13 protein-coding genes are annotated in these 13,843 nt (G+C 73.8%); 8 read left to right on the forward strand and 5 right to left on the reverse strand.

Going from position 1 to position 13,843, the window contains the following annotated elements; genetic code table 11:
• Positions 1-4: 4 nt before the first annotated feature.
• Together ACFYWG_RS07130 and ACFYWG_RS07135 are read right to left on the reverse strand one after the other, a co-directional pair.
• Complete coding sequence (locus ACFYWG_RS07130) at positions 5-1,111, reverse strand: AI-2E family transporter (protein ID WP_385414543.1); 1,107 nt, start codon at positions 1,109-1,111, stop codon at positions 5-7.
• Between the two features lie 224 nt (positions 1,112-1,335).
• Positions 1,336-3,012 (reverse strand): NAD-dependent malic enzyme, encoded by a 1,677-nt coding sequence (locus tag ACFYWG_RS07135; protein WP_389199811.1) that lies wholly within the window; start codon positions 3,010-3,012, stop codon positions 1,336-1,338.
• A 169-nt stretch (positions 3,013-3,181) separates the two neighbouring features.
• Here ACFYWG_RS07135 and ACFYWG_RS07140 point away from each other — a divergent pair, with 169 nt between their 5' ends.
• Positions 3,182-3,652, forward strand: coding sequence for a DUF6069 family protein (locus tag ACFYWG_RS07140; RefSeq protein ID WP_383508540.1), 471 nt, complete (start codon positions 3,182-3,184; stop codon positions 3,650-3,652).
• A 139-nt stretch (positions 3,653-3,791) separates the two neighbouring features.
• On the opposite strand, the gene ACFYWG_RS07145 is transcribed toward ACFYWG_RS07140, so the two are convergent.
• On the reverse strand, positions 3,792-5,534 hold the full coding sequence (locus ACFYWG_RS07145) for a hydrogenase maturation protein (RefSeq protein ID WP_389199813.1): 1,743 nt from the start codon (positions 5,532-5,534) through the stop codon (positions 3,792-3,794).
• Positions 5,535-5,683: 149 nt separating this feature from the next.
• Between ACFYWG_RS07145 and ACFYWG_RS07150 the strand changes: the two genes are divergently transcribed.
• Both ACFYWG_RS07150 and ACFYWG_RS07155 read left to right on the forward strand, forming a co-directional pair.
• The gene (locus ACFYWG_RS07150) at positions 5,684-6,442 is read left to right on the forward strand and encodes an IclR family transcriptional regulator (RefSeq protein WP_389199815.1); all 759 of its coding nucleotides are present in this window, start codon (positions 5,684-5,686) and stop codon (positions 6,440-6,442) included.
• A gap of 113 nt (positions 6,443-6,555) precedes the next feature.
• Positions 6,556-7,833, forward strand: a complete 1,278-nt coding sequence (locus ACFYWG_RS07155; RefSeq protein WP_389199817.1) for a PP2C family protein-serine/threonine phosphatase — start codon at positions 6,556-6,558, stop codon at positions 7,831-7,833.
• A gap of 147 nt (positions 7,834-7,980) precedes the next feature.
• Here the strand turns inward: ACFYWG_RS07155 and paaK are convergent, their stop codons facing one another.
• Together paaK and paaI are read right to left on the reverse strand one after the other, a co-directional pair.
• Positions 7,981-9,333, reverse strand: coding sequence for a phenylacetate--CoA ligase PaaK (gene paaK, locus ACFYWG_RS07160; RefSeq protein ID WP_389199819.1), 1,353 nt, complete (start codon positions 9,331-9,333; stop codon positions 7,981-7,983).
• A 9-nt stretch (positions 9,334-9,342) separates the two neighbouring features.
• Entirely contained in the window at positions 9,343-9,720 is a 378-nt protein-coding gene (gene paaI / locus ACFYWG_RS07165) for a hydroxyphenylacetyl-CoA thioesterase PaaI (protein ID WP_383508555.1), read from the reverse strand.
• A 196-nt stretch (positions 9,721-9,916) separates the two neighbouring features.
• On the opposite strand from paaI, the gene paaA reads away from it, so the two are divergent.
• The 5 genes from paaA to paaE are packed head-to-tail and all read left to right on the forward strand — an operon-like array spanning position 9,917 to position 13,655.
• On the forward strand, positions 9,917-10,903 hold the full coding sequence (paaA, locus tag ACFYWG_RS07170) for a 1,2-phenylacetyl-CoA epoxidase subunit PaaA (RefSeq protein ID WP_389199821.1): 987 nt from the start codon (positions 9,917-9,919) through the stop codon (positions 10,901-10,903).
• Entirely contained in the window at positions 10,900-11,193 is a 294-nt protein-coding gene (gene paaB / locus ACFYWG_RS07175) for a 1,2-phenylacetyl-CoA epoxidase subunit PaaB (RefSeq protein ID WP_094051976.1), read from the forward strand. Before paaA ends, paaB begins: the two co-directional genes overlap by 4 nt.
• Before the next feature lie 10 nt (positions 11,194-11,203).
• Positions 11,204-12,031, forward strand: coding sequence for a 1,2-phenylacetyl-CoA epoxidase subunit PaaC (gene paaC / locus ACFYWG_RS07180; protein ID WP_376329909.1), 828 nt, complete (start codon positions 11,204-11,206; stop codon positions 12,029-12,031).
• The gene (gene paaD, locus ACFYWG_RS07185) at positions 12,025-12,540 is read left to right on the forward strand and encodes a 1,2-phenylacetyl-CoA epoxidase subunit PaaD (RefSeq protein ID WP_389199824.1); all 516 of its coding nucleotides are present in this window, start codon (positions 12,025-12,027) and stop codon (positions 12,538-12,540) included. Before paaC ends, paaD begins: the two co-directional genes overlap by 7 nt.
• The gene (gene paaE / locus ACFYWG_RS07190; protein WP_383508516.1) at positions 12,540-13,655 is read left to right on the forward strand and encodes a 1,2-phenylacetyl-CoA epoxidase subunit PaaE; all 1,116 of its coding nucleotides are present in this window, start codon (positions 12,540-12,542) and stop codon (positions 13,653-13,655) included. Before paaD ends, paaE begins: the two co-directional genes overlap by 1 nt.
• Positions 13,656-13,843 lie beyond the last annotated feature (188 nt).

Below are 13,843 nucleotides of genomic sequence, written 5' to 3' on the forward strand. Positions count from 1 at the left end.
AGCCCTAGGCCGCCGGGCGTTCCCCGGCGCCGCCGCGCAGGGCCTGGTAGACCGACCACACCACCGCCACCAGCGGTACGGCCACCACCGCGCCGATCACCCCTGCCGCGACCGCGCCGCCCACGACGGCCAGGGCGACCACCACCGGGTGCAGCCGGACCGCCCAGCTCATCACCAGGGGGTGCAGCAGGTGCCCCTCGATCTGGCCGATGACCACGATCAGGGCGACGACCACCAGCGCGATCAGCGGGCCCTTGGAGGCGAGGGCCACCACCGCCGCCACGGCGAGGGCGATCGGCGAGCCGATCAGCGGGATGAACGCGGCGACGAACTCCAGCAGGGCCAGGGGCACGGCCAGCGGCACCCCCAGGGCGAACAGGGCGATGCCCACGAGGACCGCGTTGGTCGCCGCGACCAGCAGGATGCCGTGCGTGTAGCCGGTGAAGGTCCGCCACGCGGCCCCGGCCCCGACCGAGACGCGCAGCCGCGCCCGCTCGGGCAGCTGCTCGCACAGCCACTGCCACTGCCGTTCGCCGGAGTAGGTGAAGAACACCGAGCAGAACAGGGCCAGCGCGAGCACGGTCAGCACCTCCAGCAGCCGGCTGGCACCGGTGAGCGCCGTGCTGATGAGGGTGGAGCGGTGCTCCGACAGCAGCCTGCCGACCCGTGACTGGACGTCGTCGAACATGTGGGCCGGGAGGTGGAAGGGCGCCTGCTCCAGCTGCCGTTCGATCCGGTCGACGCCCGCCACGAACTCCCGTTCCAGCCCGCTGCGCTGCTCCGCCACCGTCTCGCCCACCAGTGCCAGCGCCCCGAGGACGAGCGCGATGCCGCCGATCAGGGCGATGGCGACGGCGGGCGGCCGGGGCATGTGACGGGCCAGGAGGCCGGCCACCGGGCGCAGCACCGCCGTGATCACGAGCCCGAGGAAGACCGCGACGGCCACACGGTGGAACTGGCCGAGCACGGAGAAGGCGACCCGGACGACGACGCCGACGGCGATGAGGCGCCAGGCGTAGGCCGCGGCGGTCCGCAGCACTCGCGGTACCCGCTCCTCCGCGTCGTTCAGGGGAGGCAGCGGCGAGGCGGGCGGATCGGGAGGCGTGGACACCCGTTGCCCGTACCACCCTAGGCCCGCGCAACCGCGGGGCCGGGCCGTAATTCCCCCGAAGGCCGGTAGGCGGACCGGTCGCGATCGTCGTGCCTCATGATGACCCGCGACTCGGCCGGGGCGGAGGCGGTTGTCGCCCGCCGCACCCGCGACCGCCCGGCCGCACGGTCGTGGCGGGACCGGCCGGACCGATCTTCCCGGCTGTCCTGCTCACCCGGTGGCGCTCAGTGCGCGTAGCGCGGTGTCCACTGGGCCGCGGCGATCGCCTCCCGCAGGGCGTCCTCGGTCGCCCTCGGGGCCACCCCGTCCTCCACGGCGGCGAGAGCCGCGGCCAGGGCGATCTCCCGGGCGGAGGCCCGCATGCCGGCCAGGGGCGGCAGCAGCGGCACGGGACCACCGGAGCCCTCCGCCGCCCGCACGGCGCAGTCGGCGACGGCCCGGGCCGCGGCCACCAGCATCCGGTCGGTGACCCGGGTGGCCCGGCTCGCGGTGACCGCGAGGCCCATGGCCGGGAAGACGTACACGTTGTTCGACTGGGCCACCGGCACCCGGTGGCCGCCGACGGTCAGCGGCGGGAACGGCGAACCGGTGGCGATCAGCGCCCGCCCGTCCGTCCAGCGGGTGAGGTCGGCGGGTTCGGCCTCGGAGTGGGAGGTGGGGTTGGACAGCGGGAAGATCACGGGCCGTTCGCAGGTGGCCGCCATCCGGCGCACGATCTCCTCGGTGAACGCGCCGTGCGCCGTGGACAGCCCGATCAGCGCCGTCGGCTCGACGCGGCGCACCACCTCGGCGAGCGAGGTGCCGTCCCAGTCGGCCACCTCGGCGTCGTCACGCGCGAACACCCGCTGCTGGGGCGTCAGTCCGGGCCTGGACCGGACGAGCAGCCCGTCGACGTCGAGAACCCAGAACCGGGCTGTGGCCTCCTCCTGCGACAGTCCCTCGTCGGTCATCGCCGTACGGATCATGTCGGCGACGCCGATCGCGGCCGATCCCGCGCCCAGGACCACCACCCGCTGCCCGGGCAGCGGCGTACGGGCGACGTTCGCGGCGGTGGACAGGGCGCCGAGGGTGACGGCCGCGGTGCCCTGGATGTCGTCGTTGAAGGTCAGCAGCCGGTCCCGGTAGCGCTCCAGGATGGGGTGGGCGTGGGCCGTGGCGAAGTCCTCCCACTGCAGCAGCGTGCCCGGCAGCTCCGCCTCGACCGCCGACACGAACGCCTCGATCATCTCGTCGTACTCGGCCCCGGTCAGCCTGCGGGCGCGCCGGCCGAGGTAGCGCGGGTTGTCCAGCAGGTCCTCGTTGTCCGTGCCGACGTCGAGCAGCACCGGCAGGGTGCGGGCGGGGTGGATGCCGCCGATGGCCGTGTAGAGGCTGAGCTTGCCGATCGGGATGCCCATGCCGCCGACACCCTGGTCGCCCAGGCCGAGGATGCGCTGCCCGTCGGTGACCACGACCACGTCGACGTCGTGGCCGTGGTGGGGGCGGTTGCGCAGGATGTCGCGGAAGCGGTGCCGGTCCTCCCAGGTGAGGAACAGCCCGCGCGGCCGCCGGTAGATCTCGCTGAACCGGCGGCAGGCCTCACCCACCGTCGGGGTGTAGACGACCGGCAGCAGCTCCTCCAGGTGCCCGGTGACCAGGCGGTAGAACAGCACCTCGTTGGTGTCCTGCAGCTGCCGCAGGTAGATGTGCCGGTTGAGGGGTTTGTCGTAGCCGTGGAACGCCTCGTAGGCGCGGGCGACCTGTTCGTCCAGGGTCTCCACGGCGGGCGGCAGCAGGCCGTCCAGACCGAGGTCCCGGCGCTCGCTGCGGGTGAAGGCGGTGCCCTTGTTGACCAGCGGGTCGGCCAGCGTCGTGACGGCGGGGCTGGTGGTCGGGCGGGGGAGGTTCGTCGGCTGGTCCATGCCGGACCCCTTCCCGCGGCGGCCGGGGTTCGTGCGGTGACGTGTGCCATCCGGAGGAACGGGCGGGCCGGGAGACTTCTTCCGCGCGCACCGATGAGTTCGGCCGGACCGCGCCGTCCAAGACTGCGCAGGGCTCGCCGAGCCCCGACCCCCGGCAGGAGACGCTGACATGACTGTGACGACCTCTCAGACCCCGTCCGTACGGAACCGTCCGGCGCGGGACTCCGGCGGCACGGCCGCCCGCCCTGTGTGGCTGACCGGCCTCCTGGCGACGCTCGCGGGTGCTGTCGTGACCGAGGTGTTCGCCCTCGCCGCCCGCGCCGCCGGCGTTCCGATGGAGGCGGCGAGCCCCGGCGCGAAGGAGGCGGCTGCGATCCCGGTCGGCGGCTTCTTCGGCGGCGTGGTGTTCTGGTCGGTCGCGGGCATCGTCCTCGCCGTGGCGCTCGCCCGGTGGGCCCGGCGGCCCGCCCGTACGTTCACGGTGACCACCGTCGCCCTGACCGTCCTGTCCCTGGCCGGCCCGGCCGTCGCCCCGCACACGGCGGTGTCCACCCAGGTCGTCCTGGCCGTGTCCCATCTGGTGGCCGCCGCGGTGATCATCCCGCCGCTGGCCCGGCGGCTGTCCCGCGTGCGCCGGTGACGTCCGGCCCGTCTTCCCCCACCGGCCCGTCTTCCCCCACCGGCCCGTCGCGCTCCGCGCCGACGGGCCGTCGGCCGTGCCGGCACCGGCCGGTGCCGCGTCACCCCTGCCTGTCGTCCTGCCCGTCAGCGGTCAGCCGTCACCCGTCCGCGCCCGCCAGCGGCCGGGCCGGGCCGGCCGGGACCTTGCGCACGAAGGCGGAGCGCAGCGCGTGGTACGGGGCCTGCGGGTCGAAGAAGGTCGCCCGCATGCGGGCCAGTTCGGCGCGCCGGTACTCGGCCAGGGGCCGCTGGAGTTCGTCGGCGTGGCGTGCCGTGGCCTTGGCGGTGATCCGGCGGGCGATGCCGCCGTCGCCCGCGACCTCGGCGGCCAGGCGTTCCACCTCCGCGGTGAACTCCCCCGGCGGCACCGGCACCAGACGGTCCACCAGGCCCAGCCGCTCGGCCGACACCGCGCTCACCGGCAGCGCCTGGCTCGTCAGCCGCTCCGCCGTCTCCGCCCCCACCCGGCGCGGCAGGGAGTACGTCCAGTACTCCGAGCCGTACAGGCCCATGGTCCGGTAGTGCGGGTTGAGGACACCGCCCGCGCGGCACCAGACCTCGTCGGCGGCCAGCGCCAGCATCAGGCCCCCGGCCGCCGCGTTGCCGCCGAGGGCCGCGACCACCAGCCGGTCGGTGGTGCGCAGCACGGCCTCGACCAGGTCGTCCAGTGCGGTCAGGTTGGCCCAGGACTCGCCCGCCGGGTCGCCCGCCGCCTCGATGACGTTCAGGTGGATGCCGTTGGAGAAGAAGTCCCGGGCGCCGCCGAGCACCAGCACGGAGGTGGGGCGGGTCAGCGCGTACCGGTAGGCGGCGAGCAGGCGGCGGCAGTGCACCGTGCTCATCGCGCCGCCCGGGAAGGAGAAGGACAGGAAGCCCACGTCGCCCTGCTGGCGGTAGCGGATGTCCGTCCAGGTCGTGCGGTCCGCGGGCAGTTCCAGCCGGGCGGCGATCTCCGGCAGCCAGTACGGGCGGTCGCTCATGCCGGGCATGCCCGGGGCGCTTCCGGGCGGCGCGGGGAAGGCGGCGAGCACCGAGGCCGCGGGGCGGCGGAACGGGGCCGGGTCGCCGGAGTTCTTGCGGGGGCGCAGTTCCGGGATCCACACGGCTCCGTCCCGGGTCGCCCGGCACAGGGCGCCGGCCCGGGTCGCCAGCAGTTCCCCGGGCCGTCCGCGCAGCCGGTCCTCGGGGTGGCCTCCGTGCAGGAACACCTCGTGCCCGCACAGCTCGTCCAGGACGCCCGGCTGCGAATCGGCGGCCCGCAGGGCGCGCAGGACCGTTTCGGTGTCGTCGTTCTCCCAGTCGACGCGCCGCTGCTCCTGGCGGAGGTGGTCCCGCCAGACGACCCGGATCCCCGGGTCGCTCTGCGGCCGCGGCTTGAACGCGCCGTCGGCGTAGCGGCGTACGGCCTGCAGGACGGCCGCCGTGGCGGCGTCGGACAGCTCGTTGCGGTACACGTCGCTCTTGCCGGCCGGCGGCACGGTGAAGGAGCCGTCGGCCCAGATGTCGCCCGCGTCCATCGCGGCCCCGGCCTGAAGCACCGTCACGCCCCATTCGCGGGCGCCCTCGGCGAGGGCGTGGTCGAGCGACGACGGGCCGCGGTCGCCGGGCGGGCCGGGGTGCACGACCAGGCAGGTGTGCTCCTGCCAGATGTCCTCCGGCAGGGCCGACTTCAGCATGGGGGCGACGATCAGCTCCGGGCGGAAATCGTGCACGGCGGCCCGGACCGCGTCGGCGCCGTGCGAGGCGAGGACGACGTCCAGGCGGTGGCCCTGGTCGGACAGTTCGGCGTACACACGCTGGGACAGGCTGTTGAACGCGCTGGCGACGAGCAAGATGTCCATGACATGGCATGGTGGCCGCTCGGGAGAGGGCCGAGAAGGACCCTTGCGGCGTTTCGCGCCTTTGTTCCGTTTCTGCCCGCCCGCGCATCGCTTGCGTACGTATCGGTGTCCACCTTGCTCGCCGTGCCGGCCTGGCGCAGGCTGTTCGTATGGGTGCGCGAGACGGCCCCACGCTGATCAGCTCCGTCCAGCGGGCGATGCGCCTGCTGGAGGCGGTGAGCGCGCACGAGAACGGCGCGCCGGCCAAGCAGCTGGCACGGGAGACCGACCTGCCCCTGGCCACCGCCTACCACCTGCTGCGGACCCTGGTGCACGACGGGTACGTGCGGAAGCTGGACGACGGCGGCTTCGTGCTCGGCGACAAGCTCCAGTCGCTGCGCGCCACGGGCCGGGCCCAGGCCCTGCTGAACCGCGTGCGGCCCACGCTGAACGCCCTCCGTGACGAACTCGCCACCGCCGCCTACCTCACCTTCTACGAGGACGGCGAGATCCGGGTCGCCGAGATCGTCGACGGGCCGGGCACCCCCCGCGTCGACCTGTGGGTCGGCTTCGAGGACGCCGGGCACGCCACCGCCCTGGGCAAGACGGTCCTGCGGGAGATGGACGAGGAGAGCCGGCGGGACTACCTGGCCCGCCACCACCTCGCCGACCTCACCCCGCGGACGATCACCAGCCTGCCCGAACTGCTCAGGCGGCTGGAAGCCCCGCCGCTGGCCCCCGCCGTCACGGACATGGAGGAGTACGCGCTCGGCACGGTCTGCGTCGCGGTACCCGTCTACAGCGGGGAGACCCTCGGCTCCCTCGGCGTCTCCCTCCCGGCCCACCGGCTGTCCCGGCTGCCGGAGATCCGCGAGCGGCTGCTCCCGACCGCGAGCCGCGTCACCAGAGGGCTCTCGCTCACTATCTGAAAACCCTCTCCTTGCCGCTGTCCCGGCCCACCCGTTTTTCTGGAGGAAACGGACAGCCAGGGGTCGCGCTCCCGTGCGCGCCCCGCGCACAGGTGAAGGACACGGATAAGCACATGAGCCATGCGCGAGACCTCGGTGGCGACCACCGCCCGGTACGGCCGTCCGCAGACCGAGCGGCCGGTGCCGGGGGACCGGCCCGCAGACGCGCTCTCGCGCACCTGGCCGCCGGCAGGCCCGTCCTGCCCGCCCTGGTGGTCGCCGCGGTGCTGGTCGCCGCCCTCGCGGGCGGCTCCGGCCCGGTCTGGCTCCCGCTGCTCGCCGCCGGGCCCGCCCTCGCGGCCGTCACCAACGGGCTGCGGGGCGTCGTCGGCGTCGGGCTGCTGGCCCTGGTGCTCGCCGCGCTCCTCGGGCTCCGGTCCGGGGTCGCGGGCCCGGAACTGACCGGCGTCCTGGCCGCGCTGGTGGCCGTCACCCTGGCAAGCGGCCTGGCCGTCGGGCTGCGCGGGCGGCGCGAGAGGGTGCTCGCGGCCGTCCGTTCCGTGGCGGAGACCGCCCAGCACGCGCTGCTCAAGCCCGTACCGGCCGCCGTCGGCCCGTTCCAGGCAGCCGTGCGCTACAGCGCCGCGGCCGCGGAGGCCCGCATCGGCGGTGACCTGTACGCGCTGATACCCACCCCGCACGGGGTGCGGCTGATCGTGGGTGACGTGCGCGGCAAGGGGCTGCCCGCCGTGGGGACGGCCGCGCTGGTGCTGGGTGTCTTCCGTGAGGCCGCCCACGACGAGTCCGACCTGCTCGCCGTGGTCGAGCGGATCGAGCGGAGCCTCGCGCGCAACCTGGGCCACGACGACTTCGTCACCGCGATCGTGGCCGGCTACCCGCCGGGCGGGCACATGGAGATCGTCAACTGCGGGCACACGCCCCCGCTGCTGGTGGGGGCGTCGGGGGCCGTGACGCCCGTGGAGCCGGACCTGCCGGCCCCGCCCCTCGGGCTGCGCGCCCTCGCGGGCCAGAACCCCGGCCTGCAGGAGCTGCCCTTCGCCGAGGGCGACCAGCTCCTGCTCTGCACGGACGGCGTCACCGAGGCCCGCGACCACGCACGGGCCTTCTACCCGCTGGCCGAAGGGCTGGAGCGCCACGTGACCCCCGAGCCGGCCCGCACGCTCGACGCGCTGCACGCCGAACTGCTGGACCACGTCGGCGGCAGGCTGCACGACGACGCGGCGCTGCTGCTGATCCGCAAGCCGGTGCGGTCCGAGACGGACACCGCGCCCGGGCCGGCCGCCGGGTCCGGGTCGGCCGCCGGGTCCGGGAAGCACATGGCCCGCGAGACGCACGCCGTGCCGGAGCCTCCCGCCGAGGAGCCTGCCGCCCGGGTGCGGTGCCGCTCCTGACCGCCTCGCCCCCTCCTCGCCCACGCGCCCGCCTCGCCGCGGGCCTGCTTGCTCGCGCAGGCCGCGCGCGTGCTCCTCGTGCACCGGCTTCCGACGCAGGTCGCGCACCTGCTTCCCGCGTCTGCGCCATGATCCGAACGACGGGCCCTAGTCCTCGCGCGAGTCCTTGACCCGCTTCAGTTTGCCGACGGACCGCTCCAGGGTGTCGGGCTCCACGATCTCCACGTCGACCGTGACGCCCACGCCGTCCTTGACGTCCCTGGCGATCGCCCGCGCCGCCGCCTCCCGCGTCTCGGGCGGCGTACCGGGCCGGCTCTCGACCCGCACGGCCATGTGGTCCATGCGGCCGCGGCGGGTCAGCCGGATCTGGAAGTGCGGCGCGACACCGGGGGTGCGCAGCACGATCTCCTCGATCTGGCTCGGGAAGACGTTCACACCGCGCAGGATGATCATGTCGTCGCAGCGGCCGGTGATCTTCTGGATGCGGCGGAAGGCGGGCCGGGCCGTACCGGGCAGCAGCCGGGTCAGATCGCGGGTGCGGTAGCGGACGATCGGCAGCGCCTCCTTGGTCAGCGAGGTGAAGACCAGCTCGCCCTCCTCGCCCTCGGGCAGCACCTCGCCGGTGATCGGGTCGACGACCTCGGGGTAGAAGTGGTCCTCCCACACGTGCAGGCCGTCCTTGGTCTCCACGCACTCCTGGGCGACCCCGGGGCCGATGACCTCGGACAGCCCGTAGATGTCCACGGCGTGGATGTCCGTCCGCTCCTCGATCTCGCGGCGCATCTCCTCCGTCCACGGCTCCGCGCCGAAGATGCCGACGCGCAGACTGCTCGCCCGGGGATCGAGGCCCTGCCGTTCGAACTCGTCGAGCAGGGTCAGCATGTAAGACGGGGTGACCATGATGATCTCGGGCCGGAAGTCCTGGATGATCTGCACCTGGCGGGCGGTCATGCCGCCGGAGGCCGGGATCACCAGACAGCCGGCCCGCTCGGCGCCGTAGTGCGCGCCGAGGCCGCCGGTGAAGAGCCCGTAGCCGTAGGAGATGTGGACCTTGTGCCCCGGGCGGCCGCCGGCGGCGCGGATCGACCGGGCCACCAGGTCCGACCACATCGACAGGTCGTTCTCGGTGTAGCCGACCACCGTGGGGCGGCCGGTGGTGCCGCTGGAGGCGTGCACGCGCCGCACCCGGTCCAGGGGGACGGCGAACATGCCGAAGGGGTAGGTGTCGCGCAGGTCGGCCTTGGTGGTGAAGGGGAAGCGCGCCAGGTCCTCCAGCGAGCGGCAGTCCTCGGGCCCCACCCCCGCCGCGTCGAACTTCTCGCGGTACGTCTCGACGTTGTCGTACGCGTGCCGCAGGCTCCGGCGCAGCCGGTCCAGCTGCAGCGCGCGCAGCTCCTCCCGGGTGAGGCGCTCCGCGTCGTCCAGCAGGGCGTGGGGGAGGGGCTCACCCCGTCGCGGGCCGGCGGCGGTGTCCGGCGTGGTCCGGGTCTGACTGGTCATGCCGGCTCCTCAGGACCTCGTGCTGCGGATGCTGCGGCTGCGGCCCCGGAACTCGGCCACGACCTCGCCGTCCCGGTGGACCGTCACGTCGTACAGGCCGCTGCGGCCGAACCGGGTGCGTTCCTGCGCCCTCGCCACCAGGACGTCGCCCTCGTGCGCCGGGGCGACGAACGAGATGTCCGCCCCCGCCGCGACGGTCACGGGGCCGTGGCTGTTGCAGGCGCAGGCGAACGCCGTGTCGGCGAGCAGGAAGACGTAGCCGCCGTGTGCGATGCCGTGGCCGTTCACCATCGACCCGGTCACGGTCATGCGCAGCACCGCGGTGCCCACGCCCTGTTCCAGCACCTCGATCCCCAGGCCCCGGGAGGCCCGGTCCGCGGCGAACATGGCCTCCGCGGGCGACGACGCATCAGCGGTTCCGGTCACTTCACGCACCACCTTGTAGCCCGACCGACCATTCGGTTAGCTTGGCGCTGCCAAGTAATCAAGCCGCCGCGGCGCGTGTCAAGGGCCGGGGTCTTACCAAGGCCCGCCGGCTTGGATAGCATGGACCGAACGAATGGTCGGTTGGGAAGTGGGACGGATGGACACGACACACTCCAGCCCCGCGGGGGCGGACGGCGCCGAGCCGGTTCTCCAGCAGCACTTCGACGCGACGATCGCGCGCGACCAGCGCGTCGAGCCGCGCGACTGGATGCCCGAGGGCTACCGGAAGACACTGGTCCGCCAGATCGCGCAGCACGCGCACTCCGAGATCATCGGCATGCAGCCCGAGGGCGAGTGGATCACGAAGGCGCCGTCGCTGCGCCGCAAGGCCATCCTGTTCGCCAAGGTCCAGGACGAGGCCGGGCACGGGCTGTACCTGTACTCGGCGGCGGAGACGCTGGGCGCCGACCGCGCCGACCTGACCGAGCGGCTCATCGAGGGCCGCCAGAAGTACTCGTCGATCTTCAACTACCCGACGCTCAGCTTCGCGGACGTCGGCGTGATCGGCTGGTTCGTGGACGGCGCCGCGATCTGCAACCAGGTGCCGCTGTGCCGCTCCTCCTACGGGCCGTACGCGCGCGCCATGGTGCGGATCTGCAAGGAGGAGTCCTTCCACCAGCGGCAGGGCTACGAGCTGCTGATGACGATGATGCGCGGCACGCCGGAGCAGCGCGAGATGGTGCAGGACGCGGTGAACCGCTGGTGGTGGCCGTCGCTGATGATGTTCGGCCCGCCCGACGACGCCTCGCCCAACTCCGCGCAGTCGATGGCCTGGAAGATCAAGCGCCACAGCAACGACGAACTGCGCAGGCGCTTCGTCGACATGACCGTCCCGCAGGCCGAGAAGCTCGGCGTCACGCTCCCGGACCCGGAGCTGCGCTGGAACGAGGAGCGGGGGCACCACGACTTCGGCACGCCCGACTGGGACGAGCTGATGCGGGTCATCAAGGGCGACGGACCGTGCAACGAGCAGCGCGTGACCCGGCGCCGCACGGCCCACGAGGAGGGCGCCTGGGTGCGTGAGGCGGCCACCGCCCACGCCGCCAAGCAGGCGCGACGCGAGCGGAAGGGAGCGGTGGCATGACCGCCGGCAAGCAGGACTGGCCGCTGTACGAGGTGTTCGTGCGCGGCAAGCGCGGGCTGAACCACGTTCACGTGGGCTCGCTGCACGCGGCCGACGACCGCATGGCGCTGACCCACGCCCGCGACCTCTACACCCGCCGCAACGAGGGCGTGTCCATCTGGGTCGTGCGCTCCGAGCACATCGCCGCCTCCACGCGCGACGAGAAGGACCCCTTCTTCGAGCCCAGCGCCGACAAGGTCTACCGCCACCCGACCTTCTACGACATCCCCGACGACGTCCCGCACATCTGAAGGAGAGGGCATGAGCGACGACCACGTCTACCTGACCCTCGCCGAGGGACACGAGGACGACACCCGCTGGGCCTACGGCACCGGCTTCGAGGACCCGCTGCACGGCGTCGACACCACCGTCCCGGACGGCGTCGACGCCGGTGAACTGGCCGGCCTGTGCGTCACCTTGGCCGACGACGCCCTGGTGGCGGCCCAGCGGCTCGCCGAGTGGACCACCCGCGCCCCCGAGCTGGAGGAGGAGGTGGCCCTCGCCAACATCGGCCTGGACCTGCTCGGCCAGGCCCGCCTCCTCTACTCCCGCGCGGGCCAGGTCGACGGCACCGGCCGAGGCGAGGACGCCTTCGCGTACTTCCGCGACCCCGGCGACTTCCGCAACGTACGCCTGGCCGAACTGCCCAACGGGGACTTCGCGTTCTCCATCGTGCGGCTGCTGGTCTTCTCCAGCTGGCGCCTCGCGCACTTCGAACGGCTCACCGGCCACCGCGACCCGGTGCTGGCGGCGATCGCCGCCAAGGGCGTGAAGGAACTGGCCTACCACCGGCAGTACGCCGCGGAATGGGCCGTGCGCCTCGGCGACGGCACCGAGGAGTCGCACCGGAGGATGCGCAAGGCGCAGGAGCAGGTGGCGCCCTACCTGGGCGAACTGTTCACCGCCTACGACGTGCGCGACGAGGTCGTCGCGGTCCTGCGCCAGGTCACCGAGGCGGCCGGACTGCCCATGCCGGTCTACCGGCCACTGCCCGGCTCGGGCCGCGGCGGCGAGCACACGGAGCATCTGGCGCCGCTGCTGGCCGAGTTGCAGGGCGTGGCCCGGGCGCACCCGGAGGCGACATGGTGACCACGCTGCTCGACGCCCGGCGGGCCCTGCGGATCGCCGGGCAGGTGCCCGACCCGGAGCTGCCCATGCTCACGCTGGCCGACCTGGGCGTGCTGCGCGAGGTGTCGCTCACCGAGGACGGCACGGTCGTGGCGAGCCTGACCCCCACCTACTCGGGCTGCCCGGCCATGGCGGAGATGCGCGCCGGGGTGGCCGCCCGGCTGCGCGACGCCGGGTACGCGCGGGTGGACATCCGCACCGTCCTGGACCCGCCGTGGACCAGCGACTGGATCACGGACAACGGACGCCGCAAGCTCGCCGAGCACGGCATCGCCCCGCCCGGCGCCGCTCCCGCACGCGCCGCCGGCCCGGTGCCGCTGCTGCTGTCGCCGACCCGCCGCTCGGTGCCCTGCCCGCGCTGCGGCAGCGCCGACACCGAGGAGACCTCGCGCTTCGCCGCCACCTCGTGCAAGGCCCTGTGGCGCTGCCTCGCCTGCCGCGAGCCGTTCGAGTACCTCAAGGAGATCTGATGGAGGACCTGATGGAGCCGGCCCCCTCTCCGGCTGCCCCCGCGCGTGCGCGCCGACGTCCGGTCTTCCACTCCCTGCGGGTCGCCGAGGTGCGCCCGCTGTGCGAGGACGCGGTGGCCGTCGCCTTCGACATCCCGGCCGCGCTCGCCGAGGAGTTCACGTTCGCGCCCGGCCAGTCGCTCACCCTCCGGCGCGAGATCGACGGCCGCGACGAGCGCCGCTCCTACTCGATCTGCGCACCGGCCGGCACGGCCCCGCGCATCGGCGTCCGGGTCGTCCCCGGCGGCCTGTTCTCCTCCTGGCTCGTGCACGACGTGCGCCCCGGCGACCCGGTCGAGGTGATGGCCCCCACCGGCGCGTTCACCCCGGACCTCACCGTCCCCGGCCACCACGTGCTGATCGCGGCAGGTTCCGGCATCACACCCATGGTCTCCATCGCCGAATCGGTCCTGGCCGCCGACTCCCGCTCGCGCGTCACCCTCCTCTACGGCAACCGCCGCACCGGCACGGTGATGTTCGCCGACGAACTGGCCGACCTGAAGGACCTGTACCCGACGCGCTTCCAGCTGGCCCACGTCCTGTCGCGCGAGCCCCGCGAGGCCGAGGTGCTCTCCGGGCGCCTGGACGCCGAGCGGCTGTCCGCGCTCGTCGGCGCGCTGGTCGACGTCGAGTCCGCCGACCACTGGTGGCTGTGCGGCCCGCACGGCATGGTCCGCTCCGCCCAGCAGGTCCTGACGGGTCTCGGCGTTCCCGCCGACCGCGTCCACCAGGAGCTGTTCTACGCCGGCGACGAACCCGTCCGGGAGGTCCACCACACCGAGGCGGGCCCCTCCGGCCCGGTCAGCCAGGTCACGATCACCCTGGACGGCCGCTCCACCACGTCCGCCCTGCCCCGCGAGCGCACCATCCTCGAAGGCGCTCAGCAGACCCGGCCCGACCTGCCCTTCGCGTGCAAGGGCGGCGTCTGCGGCACCTGCCGGGCCCAGGTCACCGACGGCAAGGCCGACATGCGCCGCAACTTCGCCCTGGAACCCGCCGAGGTGGACGCGGGGTACGTCCTCACCTGCCAGTCGTTCCCGGTCTCGGACGAGCTGACGGTGGACTTCGACACCTGACGGCGGGACCGGGCACCTGAGCCGTGCGCGCGGCGGCCGTCCCGCACCCGGGGGACCGGCCGCCGACGGCTCCGGAGGCAGGCAGTCGACGGTCGTGAGCGCAGGACGCCGACGGCTCATGAAGGTATGAATGAGTCTTCATGTGTTCCTGTAAGGTGAGGGTCCCACGCGCCCCCGCCCGAAGGACC

Origin of the sequence: Streptomyces sp. NPDC003456, from assembly GCF_042878735.1 — a bacterium.
Lineage (GTDB): Bacteria > Actinomycetota > Actinomycetes > Streptomycetales > Streptomycetaceae > Streptomyces.